This window comes from Paenibacillus algicola (genome assembly GCF_005577435.1).
Lineage (GTDB): Bacteria > Bacillota > Bacilli > Paenibacillales > Paenibacillaceae > Paenibacillus_AQ > Paenibacillus_AQ algicola.
Genome location: NZ_CP040396.1, coordinates 1,873,347 through 1,897,811, shown reverse-complemented (window position 1 = coordinate 1,897,811; position 24,465 = coordinate 1,873,347). Strand labels below are relative to the sequence as shown.

Below are 24,465 nucleotides of genomic sequence, written 5' to 3'. Positions count from 1 at the left end.
TTCATCCTTTAATAATGCCTGAAAATTCAACCCGCGTCAACGAAGGAGCACTGCGCACGCTGAGGATATTAATTTCTCTTCTGTGGCATCGGCGTCACCAAAATATTAACCGGAAGGCTGCTTCCCGGCGCCGCCGTAAACCAGATTTCGACCGGCTGCTCGTACTCTCCGGTACGGAACAGCACACTGCTGTCATGCGGCGCTGATAGCCAGGACGTAGACGGCACATTGACCATGCTGCCATTAACCATGACCGAGCCCATATATTTGCCGCCGCGTGGATTAAATGAAATGAGCGTATTTGGCGCAACACGGTTCAGCTTAATGTGGTAGACCATCCCGAAATTGCCGGAATTGGAGATGGGATAGCCGGTAATACCGTCGTATCCGGTCAGGAATGGATCCAGATTCTTGTCGCCAATGGCAATGCGCGCTTCGCTCTGGCCGATCAGCTCACGGCTCTCCAGAATGCGTGTGGAATTCGCATAGGTGCCGCGGTTGTGAATACCGTCTGCTGCCAGCAGCGGAAGGAACGGGAACTTGCTCAGCGCATCTTCCTTCTCCTCAATCATAATGACATCATAACGAATCGGAGAATCGGTAAAAAGATCTGCAAACAAGGAGACGACCTGCTGATCCTTGATCGGCAGCGCGTTGATCTCGGTCAAGATCAGGCGGCTTTCTCCCGGCTGCAGAATCGACGTTTGATTGCTGCTTCCTGACTGCATGGATTGAAAATACCGCTCTACCGACAGCTTTCCTGTCGCATTCGGATATTCGCTCGGTCCGCCGAACCCGACATGCTGCGTATTGAGCGAAGCCGGGGTGCTGTTCAGGTTTGTTGCAACTACGTACATTTTCATTACTTTTCCGCTCGCATTTTTGTGGTGAATCATAAATCGGGTCGCTCCAACGCCGACTTCACGGTACACCACGCCTTCCCGGGTCACCGTCTCCGGGCTGTTGCTGCGGATCAAGGTCCGGGATTCAAAGCTGCTCTCCAGCGGAAGCACCGGCAAGGAAGGAACCCTTGCGCCGTCGATAAAGAACTTCTCCCCCACGGCCGCATATAGCTGATAGAACTCCTCGCGGGTATACAAGGTTTCTCCTGTAATGACGATGGTTTTCTCGTACGTATCAACAGCTCCGTGCCGATCGGTTACCTTCAGGCGAACCTTGACCGGACCCGGGGTAAAAAAGGCCTTGGCATTGTTATCCCACTCCCGGCTCACAATCGCGTTCTCTTCATCGGTGCTTTGATCTGTATACGTGATAAGCTCGCCCATGCGATATTCTTCTTTGTTCGTCGTAAATAGCGCAGCAGGCGGTTCGTTCGGCACGAGCACCTCAATATTTAACGTGTAGGGATCGCTCCATTCGCCGCTGGAGTCCTGAACGGAGTAAGATACAGTATGAATACCCGGCTCGTAAAAGACATCCTCTCTGCCATCCCAATACTCGCTGACGATGGGCAGTCCGGAAGGCGAATAGGCGCTGGTCTTGTAATTCACCACCGTTTGTCCGACATATACCTTCGGGTTCGTAACCGTAAACGAAGCGATGGGCTTCGTGCTGAGACTCAGAATGACTCGCTTGTTCTGTTGATCCACCTGATAAGGTATATTTAAAGCCTGGGTAATCGAGGTCAAAGGAACCATAAATGTTCCACTGTCCTGATAAGCGGGTCCCTTCATGGTCGTACGGACCCCATTGACGGTATATACACTGCTGTTGGTCTTAAAGCGAATTTCATCACTGCCCCGCATAATGACGGTTTCCTTCGTACTGCTGTCATACCTCAGGCTGAACCCCACCCGGTCTACCAAGGAGCGGACAGCAACATAAGAGACCCCCTGCTTGACGGCCATCGGCTTGGCAGCCGTATAGGATGTACCATTATGGTACATCTGGGCACTGTTCATCAAAAGAACCAGACCCGGTACCGTTTCTACCGGCGGTGTGGACGGATTGGCCGGCTCCCCTCCCGAAGCTCCCTCGCCCGGATTGACCGGCGCTGAGCCGGAAAGGCTGGATAGATCCAGGATCACCTTTTTTTCCGGCTGATTGACGACATAGCGGATTCCAAGAGCCTGGGTTATAGACGTGAGGGGAACCATAAAGGTGCCCTTATAGGTATACGCCGGACCCTTCATCGAACGGGCTTCGCCATTGACTTTGTATACCGTGCTGTTCATCGTAAAGCGCAGCTCATTTCCATCCTTGTAAATAATCGTTTCTTTTGTCGCATTATCATAGCGGAGCATCAGGCCCGCTCGCTCTACAATCGCCCGGATCGATATGTAAGAGACCCCGCTCTTGACCGCCATGGGCTGTGCCGCTGTATAGAGCTTGCTGTTATGGTACATTTCCGCACGATTCATAAGAAGCACCAGCTCATTGGTTTCCTTGTTTAAGGAAGCCGCTGGACCCGAAGAAGACGTTGGCGGCATATCATTGGCTGAATTTTCCTCTGGAACAACCTTAATCTCCGGTGTCTGTGATGGCTGCACTGCGTCTGCTTCAGGAGAAGACTCTAACGTTTCTGCCTGTTCCACGTTCGGCTCTGGCTGAGCAGAATTGGCAGCTTCCGGCGCTCCCTCGCCGATCCTCGGATTGTTGTTATCTGCTTCCTGTAAGGCAGCCGGCTGCTCAAGGACGGCGGAAGGCTGCTGCAGGGCAGCAGAAGACTGCGCACTGACAGGCACCACAGTAGATACCTGGGCAGCAGCCAATACGGTAATCATAGATATTTTTTTAAGGCTCATGCTTGCTTATTCACTCCTATATGATCTCTATTTATTTCATTCTGAAGGGGTAACGCACAGTCTATTAAACGCCAATCCGGGTTAAAAGTTTCTGCCTCCATTCTAAATATTCTTACATAAACCACCGAATGAGCCTAAAAATCGACATTTTCGCCCGTTCGTTCACCAGATTGTCAATACTTGCTATTGTTAATGCTCGTTTACGTGAATATTTTCACTTACAATGATTACATAGCTATAAACGGGAGGAATTCTTATGACCCAGATGCGTTTGAAGCATGCTGATCATGGAAATACGCACTGCTTGACAGAGGTAAATAAAAGCCGCCTGGAGGCAGCCATGAATCTCCGCAGCTTTCCGGCAGGCGCGGCGCTGTTTTGGGAGGGGGATAGAGCTGAGCAGCTGTTCTATGTTATGCAGGGCCGGATCAAGCTCACGAAATCAACCGATGAAGGCAAAGAGCTGGTGCTATACATGTATCAGGCCGGTGATCTTCTGGGTCACGCAGACCTGACAGCGCACTCCAGACATAGCTTCTCTGCTGAAACGCTGGAGAACAGCATCATTGGTGTCATCGACATATCAAGCGTGGAGACCTTAATTACGCAGCACGGTGATTTCGCGCTTCAATTTATGACATGGATGGGCGCAGAACACCGTATTACTCAAACTAAACTGAGAGACCTCATGCTGTACGGAAAGACGGGCGCCCTAAGCTCCACACTGATCCGGCTGGCCAACACCTGCGGAGAGGTGCAGGACAACGGCTGGATTACGATTTCTCGAACCATGACTCACTCGGATCTGGCCAGTCTGATCGGTGCTACCCGGGAAAGCGTGAACCGCATGCTCCGCGATTGGAAACGACAAGATATCCTGGATATGAATCATGGACATCTTGTCATCAAAGAGCTTTCCCGTTTGCAGCAGATCTGTCACTGTGAGCAATGTCCCATGGACATTTGCCGGCTTTAAGCTGCTTTCTAAGCAGCCGTGCCAGGAGTATCCCTCTAACAAAACATTGTAGGTTATGTAAAACTCGCATTCATATAGGTCCGTTCGCCCTGCGGGACCTTCAAATACGGCTTAATGCCTGCAAAGCCGCCGGCAGACAGGTGTACCCCTGTCATCCACAGCCCAGCCAGCCTGCGCCCGCCGGCATCCATCACCAAGGTCGGAGCAGGGATTTTCTCCTGATAGATCGGTACGCCAGCCGATAAGGATTTCACTTTGTATTCCTTCCCCACCTCTTGAAGCGGCTGCGGGCTCAGATAAGTCGGGGCCAGGTAAGCTGATACAGTATCCAGCTCCTCGGCCGTATAGAACGCCTCACCTCCCAGAAACGGATGCAGCAGCGCTATCTTTTCATACTGTGACCAGATTACCATCTGCAATAGCCGCCCGGTTGCCCGGCCCTCCAGTCCTCCGAAAGCAGTCTCTTGTTCCTGAGGGTCTGCTGAAGGCAATATGGACTCGGATTGCCCCTTCTCCCCTTCCAGCGGCTCCATACCGACACATTTCCAGCCTTTCGGGCTCTGAATCCATTTCTGTAAAATGACCTGATTGTTCAGCTGCTCAGAGAACACATCCTTCTCCGTCTTCCTCGTCAACCCCGTGGCAGCACACCATAGAGACTCTGGCAGGTATAGATGAAGCAGGTGCAGTGTCTTGTCAAAAATGCGTTGCAGCACGACTGCGGCCTGCTCCAGCTCGGCAGCTTCCTTCTTGCAGTAACGAATGTGCGGCAGATTTGCAAATGGATTCATCTTGACTCGCCTCCTTAGCTTCGATTCATTATATTAGCAGCCGCTTCCGAAGGTGAGTGAGCCTGGGTGTAAAGAAACAGCCCTGACATTACAGCAGATGTAATTCAGGGCCTTCTCTTGGCTTCATGTATTCATTTCGACACGGACCCATTGCTCAGCCCAGGCCCCTACCTCCGCCATAACCGGCTTCAGCGCTCTTCCTTTATCCGTCAGCTCGTATTCGATCCGCACCGGGGTTTCCGGATACACATGCCGGACCAGAATGCCTTCGCTCTCCAGATCCTTCATCCGTTCGGATAGCATTTTATCGCTCATGGCAGGAATTAAATTTGAAATATCCTTAAATCGTTTCGGTCCGCTCATGAGAGACTGAATAATCAGTCCGTTCCAGCGTTTACCCAGCAAGGCAAAGGCGCATTCAAAACGGGGACACAAACCGGTTGTTACATCATCCATGTTATTCCACCTCTTCACAGAGTCACAAACCTTGCAATCCTTGATAGCTTACGATAAGTTAGTGAATTATATTCTAGCACATTTTTAGGAAACTGAAAACCTTTCCCTGTATATTCTTATGAAAATTTGGCTGTGACCTTCATTCCCTGAAACAAATACGGCTGCCCCGAAGGCAGCCGTACCCTTAAATGCTATGACTAGACGAGAACTCCGAGCGGACGCATCGGCTGGCTGTTTCCGAAGACCGGCTTCAGCGCATAGCTGTTCATAGCCGACCAATAAATACCGTTTGTAATGACCTTTAAAATTTCAGGATTGTAGTAAGTCGGATACGTTTCATGCCCCGGACGGAAATAAAAAATATTCCCTTGGCCGCGCTTGAAGGTGCAGCCGCTGCGGAACACTTCTCCTCCGGCGAAATTGCTGACAAAGATCAGCTCCTCCGGCGCCGGAATATCGAAGAATTCCCCGTACATTTCTTCATGCTCCAGGATGATTTGGCTGTTCACGCCGGAACAAATGGGATGAGATGGATTCACAGTCCACAAAATCTCCTGCTCCCCCGCTTCACGCCATTTCAAATCGCAGCTGGTCCCCATCAGTGCCTTAAACGGCTTGGAAAAATGTCCAGAATGCAGCACGATCAGGCCCATCCCGTTCCGAACCCGCTCGACCACCTTGCTGACTACCGCATCATCGACACGGTCATGAGCCATATGGCCCCACCACAGCAGCACATCGGTCAGGTTCAGCACTTCATCACTTAAGCCGTGCTCCGGCTCATTTAGCGTCGCTGTCCGGATATGAAAATCCGGATTCTGGAGGCCGTCGGCAAGCGCTTTGTGAATGCCTTCAGGATATACCGCTTTGACTTCATCGTGAATATTCTCATGTACAAATTCGTTCCAGATCGTTACGTTTAGCATGCTGCCAAATCCCCCTATATTCCAAATCCGCTAGATCGCGGTTAGACCCACCACATCTCGCCCAGCGGTTCCTCAATCAGCACCTGCTGAAGATTAGATACCGCCTTGGAGAAGCCTTCTTCAATGGACATCAGGCCATCTTCATGCTCAATGCTGACCACATAATCATAGCCCACCAGACGCAGAGCGCTCATCATATCTGCCCAAACCTTGACATCATGACCGTAGCCAACACTGCGGAACTGCCATGCACGGTCCATCATATTGGCATAGGACTGCATGTCTGTCAGGCCATGCTTGTTCACATTCACCGGATCAATCGTCGTATCCTTCGCATGGAAGTGATGAATGGCGTTCTCGCGGCCCAGAATATGAATCGCCTGCACCGGATCAATGCCCTGCCACCACATATGGCTCGGATCCAGGTTAGCTCCAATGACTTCACCTGTCGCTTCGCGAAGGCGCAGCAGTGTACCTGGAGTGTGCACCGAGAAGCCGCCGTGCAGCTCCAAGCCGATCTTCACATTGCGGTCCGCTGCGAATTGGCCCCACTCTGTCCAGTACGGAATCACCTTATTCTCCCATTGCCATTTCAGAATCTCCTGATAATCATTCGGCCATGGAGCTACCGGCCAGTTCGGATATTTCGCGTCCTCATGGTCACCCGGACAACCAGAGAACGTGTTCACAACAGGTACCTCCAGCTTCTGAGCCAGCTCCACCGTTTTGACAAAATCGTCATGAAAGCCCTTAGCGATATCCTTCTGCGGATGCAGCGGATTGCCGTGGCAGCTCAGCGCACTGATCATCAGGCCACGGGACTCCACCGCTTGCTTGAATGCCTTGAGTGCGGCTTCATTCTCCAGCAGCTCTGCCGGATTGCAATGCGAATTGCCAGGATATCCTCCCGTTCCAATCTCTACGGCCTTCAAGCCCTTCGAAGCTACATAATCCAGGGCGTCCTCCAGCTTGCGCCCGCCCAGCAGCACCATAAATACTCCCAGCTTCATACTGAAACCTCCTGATTCGTAATTTAGTACGTACGTTGATTCATACACTAGTTCGTCATGTTCTAAAACATTTAGCCGTACTCCGCAAAATAACTTAGGTACAGTTTGACCACTTTGTGCAGCATCATTCCATGCTGCAGTCCGGATCTCACTTATTGTAGCATTCTTCCAGCACACAATAAACGAATCCTTCCTTGCCTCAGCCCTTTAGCTGTGCAGTGAAGGAAGGCAGCGGTTCCTTGCGGTAGGTGCTCTGCAGGACAATATGACGCGCTTCCAGAGAGGACTGCTGAAACGACTGCATAATTTCCAGGACGTGATAGGCCAGACGGGCACTGGCACGGTGATCCCGCTGCTCCCGAATGCTCTGAACCATATCATTCACGCCGAGCCCTCTTTCATTTCTCCCGCACTCAAAAGCAGGCGGAAGTGTCTCCCATGCCTCAGAGCCGTGACGGCGGATGCGTACATCGCCATCAAAAAAGTTCGGGTCCGACAGGCTAAGCGTTCCGCTCGTGCCATAAATTTCGATCCATGGCAGCTCAGAGCCAGCCGGGATGTCAAAGCTTGTAATCATACTGACGATGGCTCCGCTTTCGAAATCAATCGTCCCCGCCAGATGCGTCGGTGTATGAACCGGAATTGCCTGACCGCTGTTAGGCCCGGAGCCGACAAAGCGATCCGGAATTTGAATGCCCGTTGAGGCGCTGACCCTGCTTGCTGGTCCCAGCAGCTCTACAAGCGCTGTTAAATAGTAAGGACCCATATCCATCATCGGTCCACCGCCGGCGGCGTAGAAAAATTCCGGATTGTGATGCCAGGTCTCCGGTCCCGCACCCAGATTGAACGCACACGCTGCGACCGGCCTTCCGATCAAGCCCTGCTCCATGGCCGCCCTGGCGGTCTGTATCGCAGACCCCAGAAAAGTATCCGGTGCGCAGCCGGCACGGAGTCCTTTCTTGCCAGCTGTCTCCAGGACGAGTCGCCCTTCCTCCAGGGTGACCGCGAGAGGCTTTTCACTATATACATGCTTGCCTGCTTCCAGCGCAGCCACATCGACACTGGCGTGGCTTGCAGGAATGGTCAAATTAATGATGAGCTCAATGTCCGGGTGAGCCAGCATCTCCTCCACGGTGAACACATGTGGAATATTATACTCTTGAGCACGCTCTTTGGCCCTGTCCACCACAAGGTCGGCACAGGCTACAACCTCCACCCAGTCACTGTTCTTCAGATTCTGAAAATAAATGCCGCTGATATTACCGCAGCCGATAATGCCTGTTCTCATTCTAGCCACTCGTTGTCACCCCTCAAAGACCTTTGCTGAACCATCTAGAAACATGGTATTCGGAATTGTTTTCATTTAAAATGAATTATATGATTAAAACATGAACAATCTGGTCATTATTTTCAAATCCATAAAGGAGTTCTTTACATGCAGGAAGTTTTGTCGACCCGAGTGCTCTCCACGAACTTTTCATTTCATCGCAAGCCGTTTGTCATGACCATGCCGGACGGCTTTGAGCATTACTTACTTCGCCTTCAGACCGACGGCCGCTGCCGGGCGGTCATTGACGGCAAGCTGTCCCTGCTCCAGCCCGGCGACCTGCTGCTGTACAAGCCGGGGCAGCCTTACGAGCTGCGCATTGAGGACGAGCTGAACCCGCAGGGGGATTCCCTGGTGGAGAGCGGAGACTACAACATTTTTTTTAAAGGCGACTGGGTAGACGACTGGTATCAAGCCCGCAAACGGCCAACACGAATGCGGATCCCGCTGGACGATCGATACCTGGGCTTGTTCCGACAGCTCGTGCTGGAGCAGCGCCGGCTTTCAAATACATATCCGGAAATCTCCGTGTACATGCTTCGCATTCTCTGTCTGGAGATCGACCGCCTGCTGTCCGAGCAGCCGTCCACTACGCCTAAAGCTTACCTCGCTCACCGCATGAAAAATTACATTGAAGAGAACGCCTCCTCCATGTTCAAGCTGGAGGATGTCGCTTCCCATGTGGATATCAGCGTGTCCCGGGCGGTCCATTTATTCAAGGAAGCGTTTGGCACGACCATCATGCAATATACTCTGGAGGTTCGTCTGGATATGGCGCGGGAACGGATCATTTTCAGTCCCATGTCCCTGGAGGATGTAGCCGAAACGTCCGGCTTTGCCAGCTACACTTATTTTCACCGGGTTTTCCGTTCCCGATTCGGCGTTTCTCCAAAACAGTTCCGGCAAGATCACATGCCTTCCAGCTAAAGCACATACAAAGGGCCCGGCCGCAAGATATTGCTCTTGCAGCCGGGCCCTTTGACCTCATGGTATGAAATAAGAATGTCCAATCAGCTCTTGTCGAGCCGGTCCCTTAGCATGATTGCTTCCGCAACGACGGCAGCGAGATCATCATTGCCGAACAATGACAGCACGCCCATCACCGTGGAATCCGGAATTTCTCCCGCTTCCTCCTTCGGCACCGTCAGCGCCAGCCCGCGGCTCAAGCGCTCATTACCCGCCTGATCGGGGTACGCCTTTTCGTACAAACTGAGAGGATCCAGTCCCTGATTCACACACCACTGGGCAAATACGAGAATCATCATATCCTCGTCCTGCCTGTAGCTGTCCACGATGCGGTCCTCCATCGTTTTGTCTGCAGACGACATCGTCAGCCCTCCTTATTTAACCCGGTACAGCATGCTGCAGCGCAGCTATTCGCTCATATTAATATGAACAGGATTTTGCTTTGCCTTTTCTTCCATCTTCTTCTTCATCCATGTGCCGAAGCCAATCACAGCGACTACGACAATGGCTTCAAAAGCGTACTTGACGATAGAATTGGCGAACCAGTCGTGAATGATGGGCTCTTCCACCAGCATCTTGGTCGCGGTCCAAGCCAGAATCGCCGCACCGAACGTAATCACGAGCGGGAATCTGTCGGTCAGCTTGAGAATAATTGTACTTCCCCATACCATGATAGGAATCGAGATCGCAAGGCCGATAATAACCAGCGTGAAATCCTCACCTGCTGCACCGGCCACCGCCAGCACATTGTCCAGGCCCATCATGGCATCAGCAATAATAATGGTACGAATCGCTGCCCACATCTGACTGCCTGCTGAAATCTCGTGATCCTTGTTGTCTACCAGCAGCTTGTAAGCAATCCAGAGAAGAGCCAGGCCGCCGATCAGTCTCAAGCCCGGGATCATGAGGAGCTTCACTACGAGCAGCGTAGCGACCACACGAATAAGAATCGCGCCTACCGTACCCCATAAAATAACTTTCTTCTGGTCCTCTTTCTGTACATTACGGGCCGCAAGTCCGATCACGATTGCGTTATCGCCCGCCAGAACCAGGTCAATCACAATAATGGACAGCAGGGCCGCCCAAAATTCTGGTGACATAAACTCCATCTTGTTTCCGCCTTCCCCTTATAAATTTGTCCCCGATGTTCTCCTGATCACATAAAAAATCGCCGCACCTGAAAACAGGTAACGGCGTTTATTCCATGGGAACATAAACAGACCTTTACCTTGGATGACACAGGCAAAGGTCTCGCTAACAACATCTTCACGTTGCCAATAGAGCCGGGGACCGAAATAACGAATCCCGTAATGACGACTTTACTGCGCTGTAGCTACTCCCCTTTGGGAACTATTCGGTTGGTGACATTATATCACACGCTTTTCCGATTGCCTAACTTTTTTTACCCTCTTGCTCAGGGGTTTAAATCATAAGTGATCTTCTTTTTTATGTCCTGCAGCAGTCTATTCTTGTATTCTCCAAAGCTCAGCTCTTTACCCAATGCACCCTCGGCCTCCAGCTTCTCCATCCATTTGACCTGCAGCATCGTCGCGGAAACCTCCTCCTGCAACTCACTGCTGCTCCAAAACGCTTCGGGACTAAGCCCGGAATCTCGCTGACGCTGCACCAAAGCCATCCCGTACGGATCCTTTAAGAGGGCTTCTTCATCCCGTTCCTCCACCCTGCTTCTCAATGCTGTAATGGCAGCAAGCAGCTCCTCCTCGCTCACGACACAGCCCGCCGCTGCAGCTTCCAGGCTTACATGCTTATTCAGGATGAGTTCATTCAGAATTTCGCGGTCATCCGGCTGTCTCTCATGGATTCCATGTAATGTGTACGTGGTCTCAGCGAAAGTCTTGTAACGTTTCAGCTCTTCATGGGTGATGGTAATGTCACCTGCCCGGGCAGCGATATCCCCGTTCTCTTGGACACTGCCCCAAACCCATATCAGCAGCGGTACAATCAGCACAGCAAGCCCGGCATTCCGCCAATGCTTATTCAATGGATTAGCCTCCTTGCACGTTGATAAGATAAGTTCATTGGAAAATATGCCATAAAACAGTTATTCAACATGGCCCGCTGTATTCCTTTTTTTTGGGGGATTCGCAGCAGAGTAAGAAAGTTTAGCATAGCCCTGGTATAATGATCCTGTCTTGATTATATGCTGGCAGCGAAAGGAATGGATATGAAAAACTGGTGGACTCCGGCCGCTTACGTGTTGGCCCTGCTCGTTATGTACTACTACAGACAAGATCTTCTGGGCTGGCTGCAAGGCGAGACCTCGCTCGGCCCTGTTCTATTGCTCAGTACACTGCTTGCGGTGTTTCCGATTCTTCCTTATAAAGCAGTGATTGGCGTGCTCGGCTATGCCTTTGGAACGATTGGAGGGGCTGCGGTTGCCTGGTTTGGGACGACAGCGGCAGCGGTTCTCATCTACGCTGCAGCTTCACTTTATACAAGCATGGGAGAACGGCTGCTATCCCGCTATCCACAGCTGCAAACGTTAACAGATCTAACCCGCCGCAACCCTTTTAAAGTCATTCTGTTGTACCGCATGCTTCCGGTCGTGCCCCAGATGGCTGTGAATATATATGCCGGAGCGGCAGGCATTCCGTTCTGGACGTATCTAGCGGCATCGGCACTGGGCAAAATTCCCGTGTTGTTTCTGTATGCGTACCTGGGCAGCCTGTTTGTGGAACAGCCTTGGACGGCGGCAGCGGTGCTTGCTCTGTTTTTAATGATCGTTCTCCCCGCTGCCTGGTGGCTCTGGCGCCATAAGTTTAAACAGTAATCCCGGGCGAAGCAGCGCGTCCATTTTATATCAAGGTTCAAATGCTTTATAATAGAACCTGCAGTACCGAATTTACCCTGACTATGGAGGGATCCTATGAATCAATCACAATCAAAGAAGACAGAGCTTGCTACCTTCGCTGGAGGATGCTTCTGGTGCATGGTTTCTCCGTTTGATGAAATGCCCGGCATTGAAAAGGTAGTTTCCGGATATACCGGCGGACATAAAGCAAACCCGACTTACGAGGAAGTATGCTCAGAGACTACGGGTCACTACGAGGCTGTGCAGATTACGTTTCAGCCGGATATTTTTCCCTATGAGAAGCTGCTGACCCTGTTCTGGCAGCAAATCGACCCTACCGATCCTGGCGGCCAGTTTCATGACCGCGGGGAATCCTATCGGACCGCTGTGTTCTATCACACGGAGCAGCAGCGTGAGCTCGCTGAGCAATCAAAGCAGGAGCTTGCAGCAAGCGGAAGATTTGATAAGCCAATCGTGACAGAGGTGCTTCCTGCTGCTCCTTTTTATGAGGCCGAGGAATATCATCAAGGCTACTACAAGAAGAATCCCGGTCACTACAAACGGTACCGTAAAGGCTCGGGGCGGGAAGATTTCATCCAGGCCAACTGGAAGGCCAAGCCGGATCAGGAAGAGCTCAAGCGCCGATTGACCCCCATTCAATATGAGGTGACGCAGAATAATGCCACAGAGCGCCCTTTCCAGAATGAATTCTGGAACCACGAAGGAGAAGGCATTTATGTAGATATTGTTTCCGGCGAACCGCTGTTCAGCTCCCGAGACAAATACGATGCTGGCTGCGGCTGGCCCAGCTTTACTCGCCCGATCCGTGAGTATCATATTCAGGAGAAAACAGATCTCAGTCATATGATGATCCGCACGGAGGTCCGCAGCAAGGAAGGCGACTCCCATCTCGGCCATGTGTTTAATGACGGTCCGGGACCGGACGGCCTGCGTTACTGCATCAACTCGGCCGCGCTCCGTTTTATCCCGAAAGAAGATATGGAGCAGGAAGGCTACGGCGAGTTTTTACAGCTGTTTTCGTAAGCAGACGCTCTTTTAACCATGTAAGGAATCTGTGTCATAAAAAATGCCCCCCAACCACTGCGGCACGTGCTGCTGCAGTTGGTTTGAGGCCACTGAAGAAGTCCTGACTGAATCGAAGAAGGTACTGCACCCGAAATAATTAAGGGAGCAGTACCTTTTTTTGTTGTAAAATAAGGTTAACGCAAAAGATGGTGCATCCGCCAACGAAGGCGTGGTCGCTCCAGGAAGAGGGGGCTTCCGATCGCTGTTGTCCCCAGATTTCTTGTTCATACCGCTTGGCGGATGAAATCCGGGGACAAAGGCGAGCGCTCCGCTTCTCCAGCCTCCCTCTTCCCTCCGCTCCTTCGTCATCCACTGCAAAACCGTTAAGATAGAAGGGATGGAAGCCCTTTGTTCCAGAGTCAACCTTCGTTTTCATTCAGCCCGTACACGTCCTTGTATGACCTGATCGTGCCTAAAGACAAAAAAGCATCGCGGCTGGCGTAACTGTAAATACCGTGATTGGCGACACGGCGTATTCGGAGAAAGACAACCTGATCGCAAGGGGGACGCAAGAAGGAAGACGGGCAAGAACCAAGCCGACACCTACGACTTTGATGTAGAGCAGTGCAAGAGGTATCCCTTGAAAGAGTGATGTTACAAGGAGGGCGCCAAGAGCAAGATGTACTCCGTCACCATTAAATCCGGGGTGCACGCCGAACAAATGGCGTTTCAGGAAAGTGAGGCTTTCAAAGAAAAAGCCAAAAAGCGCTACAAAATTGAAGCGAAGAACAGCGAACTCAAGCACAGACACGGGTATGATGTGGCCACATCCTCGGGTCTATCCGGCATGCATATGCAAGGAGCAATGGCTATATTCGTGGTGAATCTGAAACGAATCTTTCATGGACGAGGTGTCGCACTTAGCTTGACAATCCGTCATATTAAATTCTGTTGAAACTTAATTATGGTAGTTCTTCAGTGGCCTCAGTTGGTTTGGGGGCTTTTTCAGATTAAAGACTTGGCAGCGGGGTTAAGAAGGAGGTAGTACGGCTAAATCAGATGACAGGAGGGATGGCTCTATGCCATGGTCCAAAGAGGATTACCCGCAATCCATGAAAAATCTAGAACCCCGGGTTCGAAACAAAGCCATCGAAATTGCTAACGCTCTGCTGGAGGAGCAGCATTATGAGGAAGGCCGTGCCATCGCGATTGCTACTGCGAAAGCTGAGGAATGGGCCGAGAACCATCCGGAGGAGAAGTAGTTTATTGCTAGGGCTAACGCACTGACATCTCTTTCACAGCAACCACAACCTAAATAGAAGCTCGCCCTGACACGGGCGAGCTTCTTGTATTTCAGCCATTATCCTTTAACGGCAGGCCGGGGACTGCGGGCCATATTGCCGACGGGTACCCGGACAGGCTTGACGGTCTTGCGGTAGCTGGTCGTAAACGTAATAATCTGTCCTGCAATCGACACGGCTAAAATCGTATACAGCGTCTCAGCCATTGGCAGATAGAACAATGACAGCAGCAGCACCACGGCATCCATCAGAAAGAATACCGTACCAATCTTCAGGCCGCTCCACTCACTGATAAGCACAGAAATGGCGTCGTCCCCTCCGGTTGCTCCACCAAAGCGAAGCACGATCCCAGCACCTAAACCGGTAGCCACTCCGGATAAAATAGCTGCAAGCAGTAAGTTATGGCTTAAATCAATCACAATCGGAGAATAGTTCTCCATCATCGCATAGAATAACGTGAACATGGCGACCGAAATGACGGTATTAATAATGAATTTGCGGCCTTTCATGAACCAGGCGAGAATCAATATTGGAATATCCAGCAGCAGCATGCTGACCGCCGGCGGCACATCCAGTATATATTTCCCCAGCAAAGCCAGCCCTACAAATCCACCCTCCGATAAATGATTCTGAAAATTAATGTGATAATACGCAAACGCAAGCAGTAACGTTCCTAGCAGCATTGCCGACATGGTGTAAAGCGTTGATAATCGTTCTTGTTTGTTCCTCATACAGGCTCCCTCTAGTCGTAGTGAATTGGTAAAACCAAGACCCATTCTCTACGTCAGGCAGCCTGGAGGAGTTCATCCTTCGCATCAGACTTCCATCCTTTCGCTAGAGACGGTCTATGTCTTCCGACATCATGACGTTTCAGCGAAAGGAGCTAAGTGTATGAGAGATCATAACGTTTCCAAATCGTCCTTTGGGGGTTCGTCCTTCGGGGACTCATGGTATCCTGATCCTTTCTGTCTAATTTATATTCTGCCTATATTATAACACACTTACCTTGTTAGCTAAACAGCAAATTGGAATTATATGTATTCCCCTCCTCCCGCTTCAAAAAAGAAGCCTCCCGTCCCCATCCAAGCGCCGTGCTTTTCACAAATATATATGATGAGATTTACAGAGTATTCCAGGCACTTCTTTCCGCCAGCCTGAATTTCCTGAAATTCTTGCTTGCCATATAGAATCCTTCTCTTTATGATTGGTAATTATAAGAACATGTGTTTCTATTTTATAAGGACGTGAAATCTATGAGCACACGGCGCCTGTCTTCCCCTCCCCCGCCCACTGAGAGGGACCAGCAGCTGATTACCCTTTGCACCATCTATATGGTGATTCAGCGAACTCTCCGGCGAAATATGTCAATCCTCCGTACCCTACCGTTAAAAATGTCAGAGCTGTACCTTCGCGATTTCGGCGCGCTGGATGATACTATGCGTGAGCAGCTGTTTAGCATCCGCGAGGAGCTCAGGCTGCGCGGCATCCGCATGCTGAAGCATCAGCGAACGGAAGGAGGCGTCAGAGTTCAATACCAATGCCGTGGTCACCAGGGCGAGCTCGTGGTGGCTTGGGACGATATGCAGCAGGAGCTGTCATCGCTGTTCTCCTTTTCTCCTGCACCACCACAGACCTGACCGCAAAAACATCCGCACAAGCTTCATCGCCATTGACGACAAAAGCCTTACGGATGCTTTAATACAGCGGCCTCCATAGGACCAAGGCGGGCAGATAGGGACTGTCCGTCTTATTCCAGGGGTCCTGTCCCCTTCCATTTATGATGCCAGGCTTCGAAATGGTGCACGGCCAGACCGGCATAAGAGCGGTGAGCCCTCCCCAGGAAAGAGGCTCGCTGCGCTTCCAGCTCCATCTGAGATAAGGTCTGGTCGTGGAACGTCAGATGATCGCCCTCATCGGTATCGGCCAGCTCCATGCCGATCCAGACCGAGGTTCCGAGCTGTTCTCCCTGCTCCAGCTCCTGGCGGGCCAGCTCGTACATCTGCTCGCCCTGATCCCGGTAGGACATCACCGCGATGGCGGCCGTCCGCTGCTGGAGCCAGAGACAGAAATTGTCCGTGTCATCCAGGGCCGGAATGTCGTCCAGCCAGAACGGCACGGCCACACTGAGCGGAATCCCCGAGGCTGCCGCATCGGCAGCCCAGGCCTCCATATTCCCCGCCCACTCCAGCACAACCTGATCTCGCTCCCGCTCCCACCGTTTTAGCACATAAGGCTCTATATCCAGCTGAATTCCCTGAAACCGTTCCTCCGGCTGGGATTGGGCATTATACTGTGCAAGCCAGGATAGCATCTGGCTTACTTCTCCCCGATGCTCTTCATACGCCCATTCCGGCTGACCATCCAGTGCATGGACGGCGATGCCTGCAGCGTACGCTCCTGCTGCAAAGCGGCGGTAATCCTCCTTTCGAACCTCCGACTGGATCTGTACAAAGATGACCTTCACTCCCTCCTGCGCACAGAAGGAAATGATCTCATCGCCCTTTTGCGCAATCCCTGCAGCGTCCCACAGCCAAGTGGCCTTGTCCTGCTGCACATGGTCCGAACGCTGCAGTAGAGACCACAGCAGCAACGCAGCCACGACCAGGAGCACCGCCGCAAGAGAGCCTGGCACGCCGCGCCGCCGCATCCACGCTAGTCTTTTCATAAAGGAGGCTGCAGCTACACCAGAAGCGCTTCGCCCGGCTCCTTCACATGCTGCACGGAGTGGCCCAGCTTATGGATATGCGGTCCGGCGTAAGCACGGAACGCATTGCGCGTATCCAGGATGGGCACATGCATCGCAGCCAGCAGACTGTAATCCAGGGAGCTATGATTCGTGATCAGCACCATGCAGTCATATTGGCTGAAGCGGTTCACATCATAGTCAACGCTGCTTACCGTAACCCCCTGCTTATCCTTGAAGCTGCGGGCGTGAGGATCGTAGTAATCTACGCGGGCGCCATTTTCCTTAAACAGCTCGTAGATTTCCAGTCCCGGTGATTCCCGAAGATCGCTGATGTCCGGCTTGTAGGACATGCCGAGAATGAGAATGCTAGAGCGTTTAATCGACTTGGCGTACTCGTTGAGAATCGCCGCTGTTTTGTTAATGACATAGTAAGGCATATTGTCATTCGTGGACTGGGCCAGCTCAATGAATTTGCTGTAGAAGCGGAAGCCCTTGGCTTTCCAGGACAGATACATGGGATCCAGCGGAATACAGTGACCCCCAATACCTGGTCCGGGATAAAAAGGCATAAACCCGAACGGCTTTGTAGCCGCAGCGTCGATCACCTCCCACACATCAATGCCCATCCGGTCACACATCATGGCCATCTCGTTCACGAAAGCAATGTTTACGCTGCGAAATGTATTTTCCAGCAGCTTTGACATTTCCGCCACCTTAGGCGAGCTCACCGGCACTACGGTATCTACATATTGACTATACAGCGCTTGCCCCAGGCTCAGGCAGGCTGCCGTCGTACCCCCAATCACCTTCGGTGTATTCCTTGTATTAAAGCGGATATTGGACGGGTCTACGCGCTCCGGTGAGAAGCATAGAAAGAAATCCTTACCAGCCGTATAGCCCAGCTTCTCAATCTCGGACTGGATCAGCTCCTCTGTCGTTCCCGGATAGGTCGTGCTCTCCAGGGTAATAAGAAGGCGCGGCTTCATAAACCGCTTCAGCTGATTGACAACCATCGTAATGTATGAGGTATCGGGGTCCTGATTCTCGCTAAGGGGAGTCGGGACGCAGATGCTGACTGCATCAATGACGGCCATCATACTGTAGTCTGTTGTCGGCTTGAAGCGGCCGGAGGACATAACCTCCGCCAGATCTGCATCCGCAATGTCCGAGATGTAAGACTCCCCGCGGTAAATAGCGTCGATTTTGGCGGGGTCCAGGTCGATGCCCACGACCGTAAAGCCCTGCTTCACCATTTCTACAGCCAAAGGCAGACCTACATACCCCAGTCCGACCACTCCCAATACCGCTTTTTTCTCTTGAATGGCCTGCAATAATGTTTCATAATCCTGGTTCATCGTCATCTACCTTTCGTTTTTGAATTTATCCTTCTATGACAGCGCGCCAGAAAGCGCATCCCGCTCCAGCTTAGTGCAAGCAACGCCGAATGCGCGCATCCAGCTCGATCGGAGAGAAGGGCTTGGTCACATAGTCGTCCACCCCATGCTGAAAGCATTGACTGATGGTCTGTTCAACACGTTTTTCAGTCAAAATGACGATCTTGGGCGGAGCATCCACCTCCAGCTGATGAATATGATGGATGAATGGCAGCCCATCAATGCCGGATAAATTCAGCTCCGTCAGCACCAGATCCGGCTTCCATTGGGGAATGAGCTCCAGCGCCTTCAGCCCGTCATGAGCCTCCAGCGTATGATAGCCCTGCAGCTCCAGGCGGATCTGCAGAAATTCCCTGACCGCATCATCATGATCGACGATCAGAATTTTACTGGCTCCGGATGGACTGTGCTCTGTAAAAATCTGAATGTCCGAGGTGATGCTCAGGCGCACTGACTCTGCCATGCTGTTCAGCATGTGAACAGCAGGAATATCTGTGAGGGCAGTCAGCGCCATGCGGGGATCTGCATCTGGCTTGATGCGCAGCAAGTGCTGCTTCAGCAGCAGTGCCTGATAGTGGGCAGCAGAAAGTGTAAGTCCAGGCAGCAGCAGCGCCACAATGCCGGATTCCCGATCCCTGTAGACGCGGCCTGCACCCGGAATGGACTGGATAAACGCCTCCACATATCCCGGCGTCCCGGACATTCCTCCGGCACAGTGCAGAAACAAGAGACCGCAGCTATGATTCGGCGCCTTCGGCACCTCCTCCTGGAGCAAATCAAGCAGGCTGCCTTGCTGTTCCTTCGTTAACGTTGCGGTATGCGACATCATTTCCTCCACCCTTCACCATTATTTTTTTATCCCCATCACGGCCTGGACACGGCATTACGCCGCTGTATTCTTGTCCTTCCAGCTCTGGCGGGTCATGGTTCCCCACGTATTATTATTTTGCAAGTACTGGATATGTCCTTGAATTCTCCATAAGCCGCCCAGCTGGTGATAGCCGAGGAACTTCAGAGCGGAGAACAGCAGCATTTTGGAAAGATCTGAAAGCTTGGGGTAACGGCGGAACGCCATTTCCTCCAGCAGCAAAGCGCCCACACTCAGCAAATATCCGCTCAGCACGTTAACCAGCCCGAACACCAACAGCACATGCCAGTGGGTCATATCCATCATGACGTAGCCGATCAGCGCGAGAAGCCCGGTAATTTTGAAATAGGGATTGAGCGCTTCGAAAATAACATTGTACGGCATGGTCAGCAGACCCATAATTTTATAGCGCGGATTGAACACCATATCCTTGTTTTCAATCATATTTTTCAGATTGCCGCGACCCCAGCGCTTGCGTTGATTGGACAAAATATGATAGCTGTCCGGCGCCTGGGTCCAGCACACCGCCTCCGGACAGAACGCAATCCGATATTTCAGCTTGTTCTCCAGCATATAGCGGTGAAGCTTGATAATGATGTTCATGTCCTCGCCGGGATAGCCGCCGCGATAGCCTCCTACCGCAATGACGTAATCTTTTCGGAACAAGCCGAAGGCTCCAGAGACGATAATCAGTCCGTTCATTCGGCTCCAGCCGATTCGGCCGCCAAGAAAGGCCTTCAGGTACTCGATGGATTGAAACATCGGCCACATTTGACGCGGCAGCGACACCTCTTTGACCGTCCCGTTCTCAATCGTGCAGCCGTTGGCAATCCGTACATCTCCGCCAATCGCGACGGTTTCCTCCGGATTTTCCATATACATTCTTGCCATCCGAATCAGCGCGTCCTTCTCCAACAGAGAATCTGCATCAATCGACGAAATGAGCGGGTATTGCGACAGGTTAATGCCCGCATTGAGAGAGTCGGCCTTGCCGCCGTTCTCCTTGTCGATCACCAGAAGGTGCGGGTATTTGTCGTTATGGTACACCCCGCGGATGGATTGGGTGGGAATGGTGCCCCGAAACTCCGGATTGACAAGCCGCACCAGCTCATACTCTTCGATGAGCACCTCCAGGGTACGGTCAGCAGACCCGTCATTAATGACAATGACTTCGTAGGACGGATAGTTCAGTGTCATGAGGCAGCGCACATTCTCGATAATCGTCAACTCCTCGTTATAGGAAGGGACGAGCAGCGAAACCGGCGGCACCAGCTCGGAGCCGGACAGCGTATTATATTGGGAAAATGCAGCCCGCCGGTAAATATTCCGAATGTGTCCGAAAGAGAACAGCATGATTGCAAAATACAGCGCATTGACCAGCATGACATAGTACACAGCCATCGTGCCATAGGTCAGCAGCATGTCTCTAAGCAGAATAATCGCCTCCTACGCCGGCCATCTGCACGGCTGCTTTTTTCGAAGATATGCCGAAGTAGCTTTCGTAAACGAGCTTGATCTTGTTAAAGGCAACAATCTGATCCACGGCCTGAGTCGACCGCTCTGATCCCATGACCTGCTCAATCCGGGACAGTGCAATCTCGCGGGCAGCACCCGCTCCCAGCGCCGCCTGACACAGCGCCTCAAACCCCTGCTCTCCGAGCAGAGACAGGCTCTCAGCGCTGTTATGCCGCACATGCCAGCTGTCGTCGGCCAGTGCGGCCTGGAGCAGCGGAATGCTGCCGGCGGCGTGGATGCGCCCGAGGGCTTTGGCGGTCACAGCTCGAACCTCCCATTCCTTATCGCTCATCAGCTGGGAAATGGTATCGTCCTTCAGGACCGGGTTGGAGGCCAGATACAGCTTGACTGCCTCCGCCCGCACGTCCTCTTGCCCGTTAAAGGCCAGACGTCCCAGCGCAGGAACTACGGCAGGCACAGCCTGTCCCCACATTGCAGCCAGCGCGGCCTTGAGTATTCCAAGCTCCTCCTCCTGCAGCAGCCTGCGAAGCAGCCCGGCAGATTCCAGCCGGGTCTCCAGCAACATATCTGCTGCCAGATGCTGCACCGGCTTCCCGGATGCCAGCAGCTGCTTCAGCATTGCCCGGATGAACTCATACTGGTCAGCGCTCTTCGCAATCGCCCTGGCCACAATGATGCTCTCCGGGCCGTACCTCATTGTCTGAAGCAGCTCCAGCATCTCCGGTACGGCTTCGGCGGCACGCATGCCGCCCAGGCGGTATGCTGCTTCCACTCTTTTTCCGGGAAACAGGCTGGACAGCATTCTTTTTTCTGCCTCTACAAAGCCGGCTTCCTGACACAGCGAAACCAGCTTGCTGCGGCTCTCTCCCTTAAGTCGTTCAATCCATTGTATCAATTTATCCTCGACAACTCTTCGTTCCAGCGGCTCCAGCCTTCCTTGCGGCAGCGCCAGCTGTACATCATCATGCAGGTGAGACTGGAGGTAGATGAAATAATCGCGGTGCTTCTCTTTGAAGGCCTCCATCTGCTTCTGCTCCGCCTGGTGCCGGAGCTTCATGGTGAACAGCAGGATGATCCCGGCTGCAATCAGACCGCTGCATACATAAATAAATCCATATGCCAGCTCCATATTGGAAAACATAGCTGACCTCTCCTCTCTTTATTCCGGATTGGCGTTCGGATAAATATCGGGCACACTCGTAAAGTAAGCCTGCATCGCAGCATAGCTCTGCTTCAGCCGCTCACTGTACTTTACGTCAACCCCTTCCCAGCCCTTCCACACATACGGTGACACGCTCTTCACATCCAGCACTTCGCCGCTGCTGTCCTTTGGCTTTGCTGCCTTTCCTGCTCCGCGATCCTGCAGCCACGGAATGAGCGTAATGCCCTCAACAGCTGACGTCCGAAAGGCTCTGCGGCTTTCCATTGGAGAATAATCAATAGCCTGGTGGGAGCTGGGATCGGCGAAGCCGAGCAGCATCCACGGAATGCGCAGCTCCAGCACCTGCTCCTTATACTGCCAGGCGGCCAGAGAGTCAAAGTCGGGATTGTCGGGATTGCTGCTACCGCGCTTTAAATCTCCAACGACTTCGTCTACGAAGGGATGCGCAAAGCGGGTATCCGGCGGTGACATCATCAGGCTGATACCGAGCTTCCAGGGGTCGAAGGAAAGCGGCTCTTTAGCCTTCACGTCTTCCTCCGGCAGCATCCAGTAGCCTTCTTTACCGTACAGCCGCTTGTGAAAGTTGTAGGACGGAGCAATCTTTACCTGGGAATCCTCGTCCCCGGCAAGCTGAATCAGCGTTTCCAGCTTGCCGCCGATCAGGCTTCTTCCGTCCAGCTCCTTCACGGGGATGTCACCGCCCGCCTGGGTATCAGCTCCGATCCACAGAGTATGCTGCAGAGGATCGAAGCTGCGATCAAGCTCTAGTCCAACGTACAGATACGCTTCATCATGCGTCACCTTCATTCGCTGGACGCCTGAGGAGGGACTCATCCATTCCACAGCCTCCCCCTCGCCCAGCTGATCCCAATCGTCCAGGCTGCCGTCAACGTGCAGCAGTGACGCTTTTCCCGGCTCCATGGCAAGCACACCGAACATTTTTTCATTCGTGAGCACATTCAGCCAGTAAGCCCGGCGATCAGCCGGCAGTTCAAGCGGCATCGTATTCCACGTCTTCTTGAACCATTCATCCTGCCACATGAACAGAATGGCGCCCGCATAGCCTTCCTCGTAAATATCCCGGGTTAACGAGACGTTAATCTCGCCCTGCTCCTGCTCGTTATGGCCGCCTTGGTCCCGTCCGCCGGGGCCGTGGTGAGACAGCCCCTTGGAGGATGGCACGCCATACTCCGTAATCATAACGGGCAGTTCCTTGATTTCCTGCTTCAGCCTTCTCAGATAAGCCCGGTACGTATTAAATCCGCCTTCTCCGTCCTCGATCGTTTGGAGCGTCTTGTCCGTGCGGAAGAAATCAGGATAGTAAGGGTACACATGAAAGGCTGCGAAATATCCGGCCTCCCAGTTCACCGGCTCGACATGCCGCGCGTCTACAGACACCATGTCCTCTTCAAAAAGAGGCTCGCCAGGATGCTCCAAAACGTCCGTCGTGACCCAATTCGTAAATGCCATCGGATGCTGCCAGCCATATTTGATCTCCTGGGCAGCGGTATGATCCACGATCCCCGCCAGCCAGCTCTCAAAAGGACTGGCCTCCTCGGTTGCTGCGAAGTAGTCCCCCTGGTACAGCGGAACGTCGCTATGCTTTTCGTTCGTGTTCTTGACCATGGCCGGATCCCATTCCGTTCCAATATGCCAGGCCATCAGATACGGTCCCGCGTTATCGGTGTATGTACCGCTGGCAGCGCCGGGGCTTGGCTCAATGGTAATGTCGCCATACACGGCTCCTACCGCCTTCCCAATTTCCTGCTTAAAGGCCTGATGGATATGCTCGGCATAGGCGTCCTGCTCCTCAATCAGCTGCTCCTCCGGGGACCAGATCCCCTGCATAAAGTACAGCGGATCCTCGGGCCGTTCCTCATTGTACTTCACCAGGGCAGAATAAAAGAGGGGCTGATGGATCGTGTAGACCCGGATCACATTGGCCCCCATCTCGTCGATTTGCTGAAACCACCTCAGATAGTCCTCCTCGGTCGCCGGAAGCTCTCCCGGAAAATAGCCGGGAACCGTCGCCCCCAGATTCACGCCCTTGACAAACATGTCATGCCAGCCCGGCTCCTCATTCTCCCGATATTGAACAAAGCGCGGCCCTGAGGCTTTGAATTTCATCGATATCCCGCTGCCGCTTTCATACACCGCCATCTCCGGCCGGGAGAAGCCGAGGATCGCGGCGGCCCCGCCAAACAGGGCCAGCAGGGCTGCACCCGCCAGAAGCCATCTTTTTTTTCGCTTCATCACGTTCTCCTTCTCACTCCTTGAGATTGTCGCCATTGTCGAAACAGGACCGATTTCCCGCCTCCTCTCCTTACACAGGTCATTCTAGCTTTGGAGTTCCTCCTGCGCCATGCACCATATTTACCAACTTTTAACATGGGTACATTGGTTGCTTCCCGCTCTATTCGAGACCATATACCCTTCCTTGGCAGGTCCACAGCTTGCACAGAACAGCATTCCTCCCCTCCAACCAGCAGACCGAATCCATGCAAGTCTGCGCAGCAATTAGCG

The 24,465-nt window shown here is 52.6% G+C and carries 22 protein-coding genes and 1 pseudogene; 7 read left to right on the top strand and 16 right to left on the bottom strand.

Annotation, left to right across the window (positions count from 1 at the left end):
* Nucleotides 1-68: 68 nt before the first annotated feature.
* Complete coding sequence (locus E6C60_RS08510) at nucleotides 69-2,765, bottom strand: copper amine oxidase N-terminal domain-containing protein (RefSeq protein ID WP_138225458.1); 2,697 nt, start codon at nucleotides 2,763-2,765, stop codon at nucleotides 69-71.
* A 256-nt stretch (nucleotides 2,766-3,021) separates the two neighbouring features.
* Between E6C60_RS08510 and E6C60_RS08505 the strand changes: the two genes are divergently transcribed.
* Nucleotides 3,022-3,741: a Crp/Fnr family transcriptional regulator gene (locus E6C60_RS08505; RefSeq protein WP_138225457.1), complete on the top strand. Its 720-nt coding sequence runs from the start codon at nucleotides 3,022-3,024 to the stop codon at nucleotides 3,739-3,741.
* Between the two features lie 53 nt (nucleotides 3,742-3,794).
* Here the strand turns inward: E6C60_RS08505 and E6C60_RS08500 are convergent, their stop codons facing one another.
* The 5 genes from E6C60_RS08500 to E6C60_RS08480 form a co-directional block, all read right to left on the bottom strand.
* Nucleotides 3,795-4,532: a hypothetical protein gene (locus E6C60_RS08500; protein WP_233281180.1), complete on the bottom strand. Its 738-nt coding sequence runs from the start codon at nucleotides 4,530-4,532 to the stop codon at nucleotides 3,795-3,797.
* A 123-nt stretch (nucleotides 4,533-4,655) separates the two neighbouring features.
* Nucleotides 4,656-4,988: a winged helix-turn-helix transcriptional regulator gene (locus E6C60_RS08495; RefSeq protein ID WP_138225456.1), complete on the bottom strand. Its 333-nt coding sequence runs from the start codon at nucleotides 4,986-4,988 to the stop codon at nucleotides 4,656-4,658.
* A gap of 197 nt (nucleotides 4,989-5,185) precedes the next feature.
* Nucleotides 5,186-5,914 carry a ThuA domain-containing protein gene (locus E6C60_RS08490; RefSeq protein ID WP_138225455.1) on the bottom strand — a complete coding sequence of 243 codons (729 nt, stop codon included), beginning with the start codon at nucleotides 5,912-5,914 and terminating at the stop codon, nucleotides 5,186-5,188.
* A 41-nt stretch (nucleotides 5,915-5,955) separates the two neighbouring features.
* Nucleotides 5,956-6,924, bottom strand: coding sequence for a sugar phosphate isomerase/epimerase family protein (locus tag E6C60_RS08485; RefSeq protein WP_138225454.1), 969 nt, complete (start codon nucleotides 6,922-6,924; stop codon nucleotides 5,956-5,958).
* 199 nt (nucleotides 6,925-7,123) lie between these two features.
* Nucleotides 7,124-8,221 (bottom strand): Gfo/Idh/MocA family protein, encoded by a 1,098-nt coding sequence (locus E6C60_RS08480; RefSeq protein WP_138225453.1) that lies wholly within the window; start codon nucleotides 8,219-8,221, stop codon nucleotides 7,124-7,126.
* Nucleotides 8,222-8,359: 138 nt separating this feature from the next.
* Here E6C60_RS08480 and E6C60_RS08475 point away from each other — a divergent pair, with 138 nt between their 5' ends.
* Entirely contained in the window at nucleotides 8,360-9,178 is an 819-nt protein-coding gene (locus E6C60_RS08475; protein WP_138225452.1) for an AraC family transcriptional regulator, read from the top strand.
* 83 nt (nucleotides 9,179-9,261) lie between these two features.
* Here E6C60_RS08475 and E6C60_RS08470 read toward each other — a convergent pair whose 3' ends face one another.
* The 3 genes from E6C60_RS08470 to E6C60_RS08460 all read right to left on the bottom strand — a co-directional run bounded on the left by E6C60_RS08470 (nucleotide 9,262) and on the right by E6C60_RS08460 (nucleotide 11,219).
* Nucleotides 9,262-9,579, bottom strand: coding sequence for a hypothetical protein (locus E6C60_RS08470; RefSeq protein ID WP_138225451.1), 318 nt, complete (start codon nucleotides 9,577-9,579; stop codon nucleotides 9,262-9,264).
* A 45-nt stretch (nucleotides 9,580-9,624) separates the two neighbouring features.
* Nucleotides 9,625-10,326, bottom strand: coding sequence for a TerC family protein (locus E6C60_RS08465; RefSeq protein ID WP_138225450.1), 702 nt, complete (start codon nucleotides 10,324-10,326; stop codon nucleotides 9,625-9,627).
* 305 nt (nucleotides 10,327-10,631) lie between these two features.
* Nucleotides 10,632-11,219 (bottom strand): SurA N-terminal domain-containing protein, encoded by a 588-nt coding sequence (locus tag E6C60_RS08460; RefSeq protein WP_138225449.1) that lies wholly within the window; start codon nucleotides 11,217-11,219, stop codon nucleotides 10,632-10,634.
* A gap of 159 nt (nucleotides 11,220-11,378) precedes the next feature.
* On the opposite strand from E6C60_RS08460, the gene E6C60_RS08455 reads away from it, so the two are divergent.
* From E6C60_RS08455 to E6C60_RS08440, 4 genes and pseudogenes are all read left to right on the top strand, one after another.
* On the top strand, nucleotides 11,379-12,008 hold the full coding sequence (locus E6C60_RS08455; RefSeq protein WP_233281179.1) for a TVP38/TMEM64 family protein: 630 nt from the start codon (nucleotides 11,379-11,381) through the stop codon (nucleotides 12,006-12,008).
* Between the two features lie 96 nt (nucleotides 12,009-12,104).
* Nucleotides 12,105-13,073, top strand: coding sequence for a peptide-methionine (S)-S-oxide reductase MsrA (gene msrA / locus E6C60_RS08450; protein ID WP_138225448.1), 969 nt, complete (start codon nucleotides 12,105-12,107; stop codon nucleotides 13,071-13,073).
* A gap of 461 nt (nucleotides 13,074-13,534) precedes the next feature.
* Nucleotides 13,535-14,010, top strand: a pseudogene (locus E6C60_RS08445) (transposase); the annotation flags it as partial.
* Between the two features lie 124 nt (nucleotides 14,011-14,134).
* On the top strand, nucleotides 14,135-14,317 hold the full coding sequence (locus E6C60_RS08440) for a DUF2188 domain-containing protein (protein ID WP_138225447.1): 183 nt from the start codon (nucleotides 14,135-14,137) through the stop codon (nucleotides 14,315-14,317).
* Between the two features lie 98 nt (nucleotides 14,318-14,415).
* Here E6C60_RS08440 and E6C60_RS08435 read toward each other — a convergent pair whose 3' ends face one another.
* A complete protein-coding gene (locus E6C60_RS08435) occupies nucleotides 14,416-15,087 on the bottom strand; it encodes a YitT family protein (protein WP_138225446.1) in 672 nt (223 codons plus the stop codon).
* A gap of 660 nt (nucleotides 15,088-15,747) precedes the next feature.
* Here E6C60_RS08435 and E6C60_RS21135 point away from each other — a divergent pair.
* On the top strand, nucleotides 15,748-15,993 hold the full coding sequence (locus E6C60_RS21135; RefSeq protein WP_138225445.1) for a YhjD family protein: 246 nt from the start codon (nucleotides 15,748-15,750) through the stop codon (nucleotides 15,991-15,993).
* Nucleotides 15,994-16,103: 110 nt separating this feature from the next.
* Here the strand turns inward: E6C60_RS21135 and E6C60_RS08425 are convergent, their stop codons facing one another.
* The 6 genes from E6C60_RS08425 to E6C60_RS08400 all read right to left on the bottom strand — a co-directional run bounded on the left by E6C60_RS08425 (nucleotide 16,104) and on the right by E6C60_RS08400 (nucleotide 24,195).
* Nucleotides 16,104-17,021 (bottom strand): hypothetical protein, encoded by a 918-nt coding sequence (locus E6C60_RS08425; protein WP_233281178.1) that lies wholly within the window; start codon nucleotides 17,019-17,021, stop codon nucleotides 16,104-16,106.
* A 14-nt stretch (nucleotides 17,022-17,035) separates the two neighbouring features.
* Entirely contained in the window at nucleotides 17,036-18,397 is a 1,362-nt protein-coding gene (locus tag E6C60_RS08420) for a nucleotide sugar dehydrogenase (RefSeq protein WP_138227693.1), read from the bottom strand.
* Nucleotides 18,398-18,467: 70 nt separating this feature from the next.
* Complete coding sequence (locus tag E6C60_RS08415) at nucleotides 18,468-19,265, bottom strand: response regulator transcription factor (RefSeq protein WP_325053197.1); 798 nt, start codon at nucleotides 19,263-19,265, stop codon at nucleotides 18,468-18,470.
* A gap of 54 nt (nucleotides 19,266-19,319) precedes the next feature.
* On the bottom strand, nucleotides 19,320-20,687 hold the full coding sequence (locus E6C60_RS08410; protein ID WP_175415407.1) for a glycosyltransferase family 2 protein: 1,368 nt from the start codon (nucleotides 20,685-20,687) through the stop codon (nucleotides 19,320-19,322).
* Nucleotides 20,688-20,730: 43 nt separating this feature from the next.
* The gene (locus tag E6C60_RS08405) at nucleotides 20,731-21,921 is read right to left on the bottom strand and encodes a HEAT repeat domain-containing protein (protein WP_138225444.1); all 1,191 of its coding nucleotides are present in this window, start codon (nucleotides 21,919-21,921) and stop codon (nucleotides 20,731-20,733) included.
* 18 nt (nucleotides 21,922-21,939) lie between these two features.
* A complete protein-coding gene (locus E6C60_RS08400) occupies nucleotides 21,940-24,195 on the bottom strand; it encodes a hypothetical protein (protein ID WP_138225443.1) in 2,256 nt (751 codons plus the stop codon).
* Between the last annotated feature and the right edge of the window lie 270 nt (nucleotides 24,196-24,465).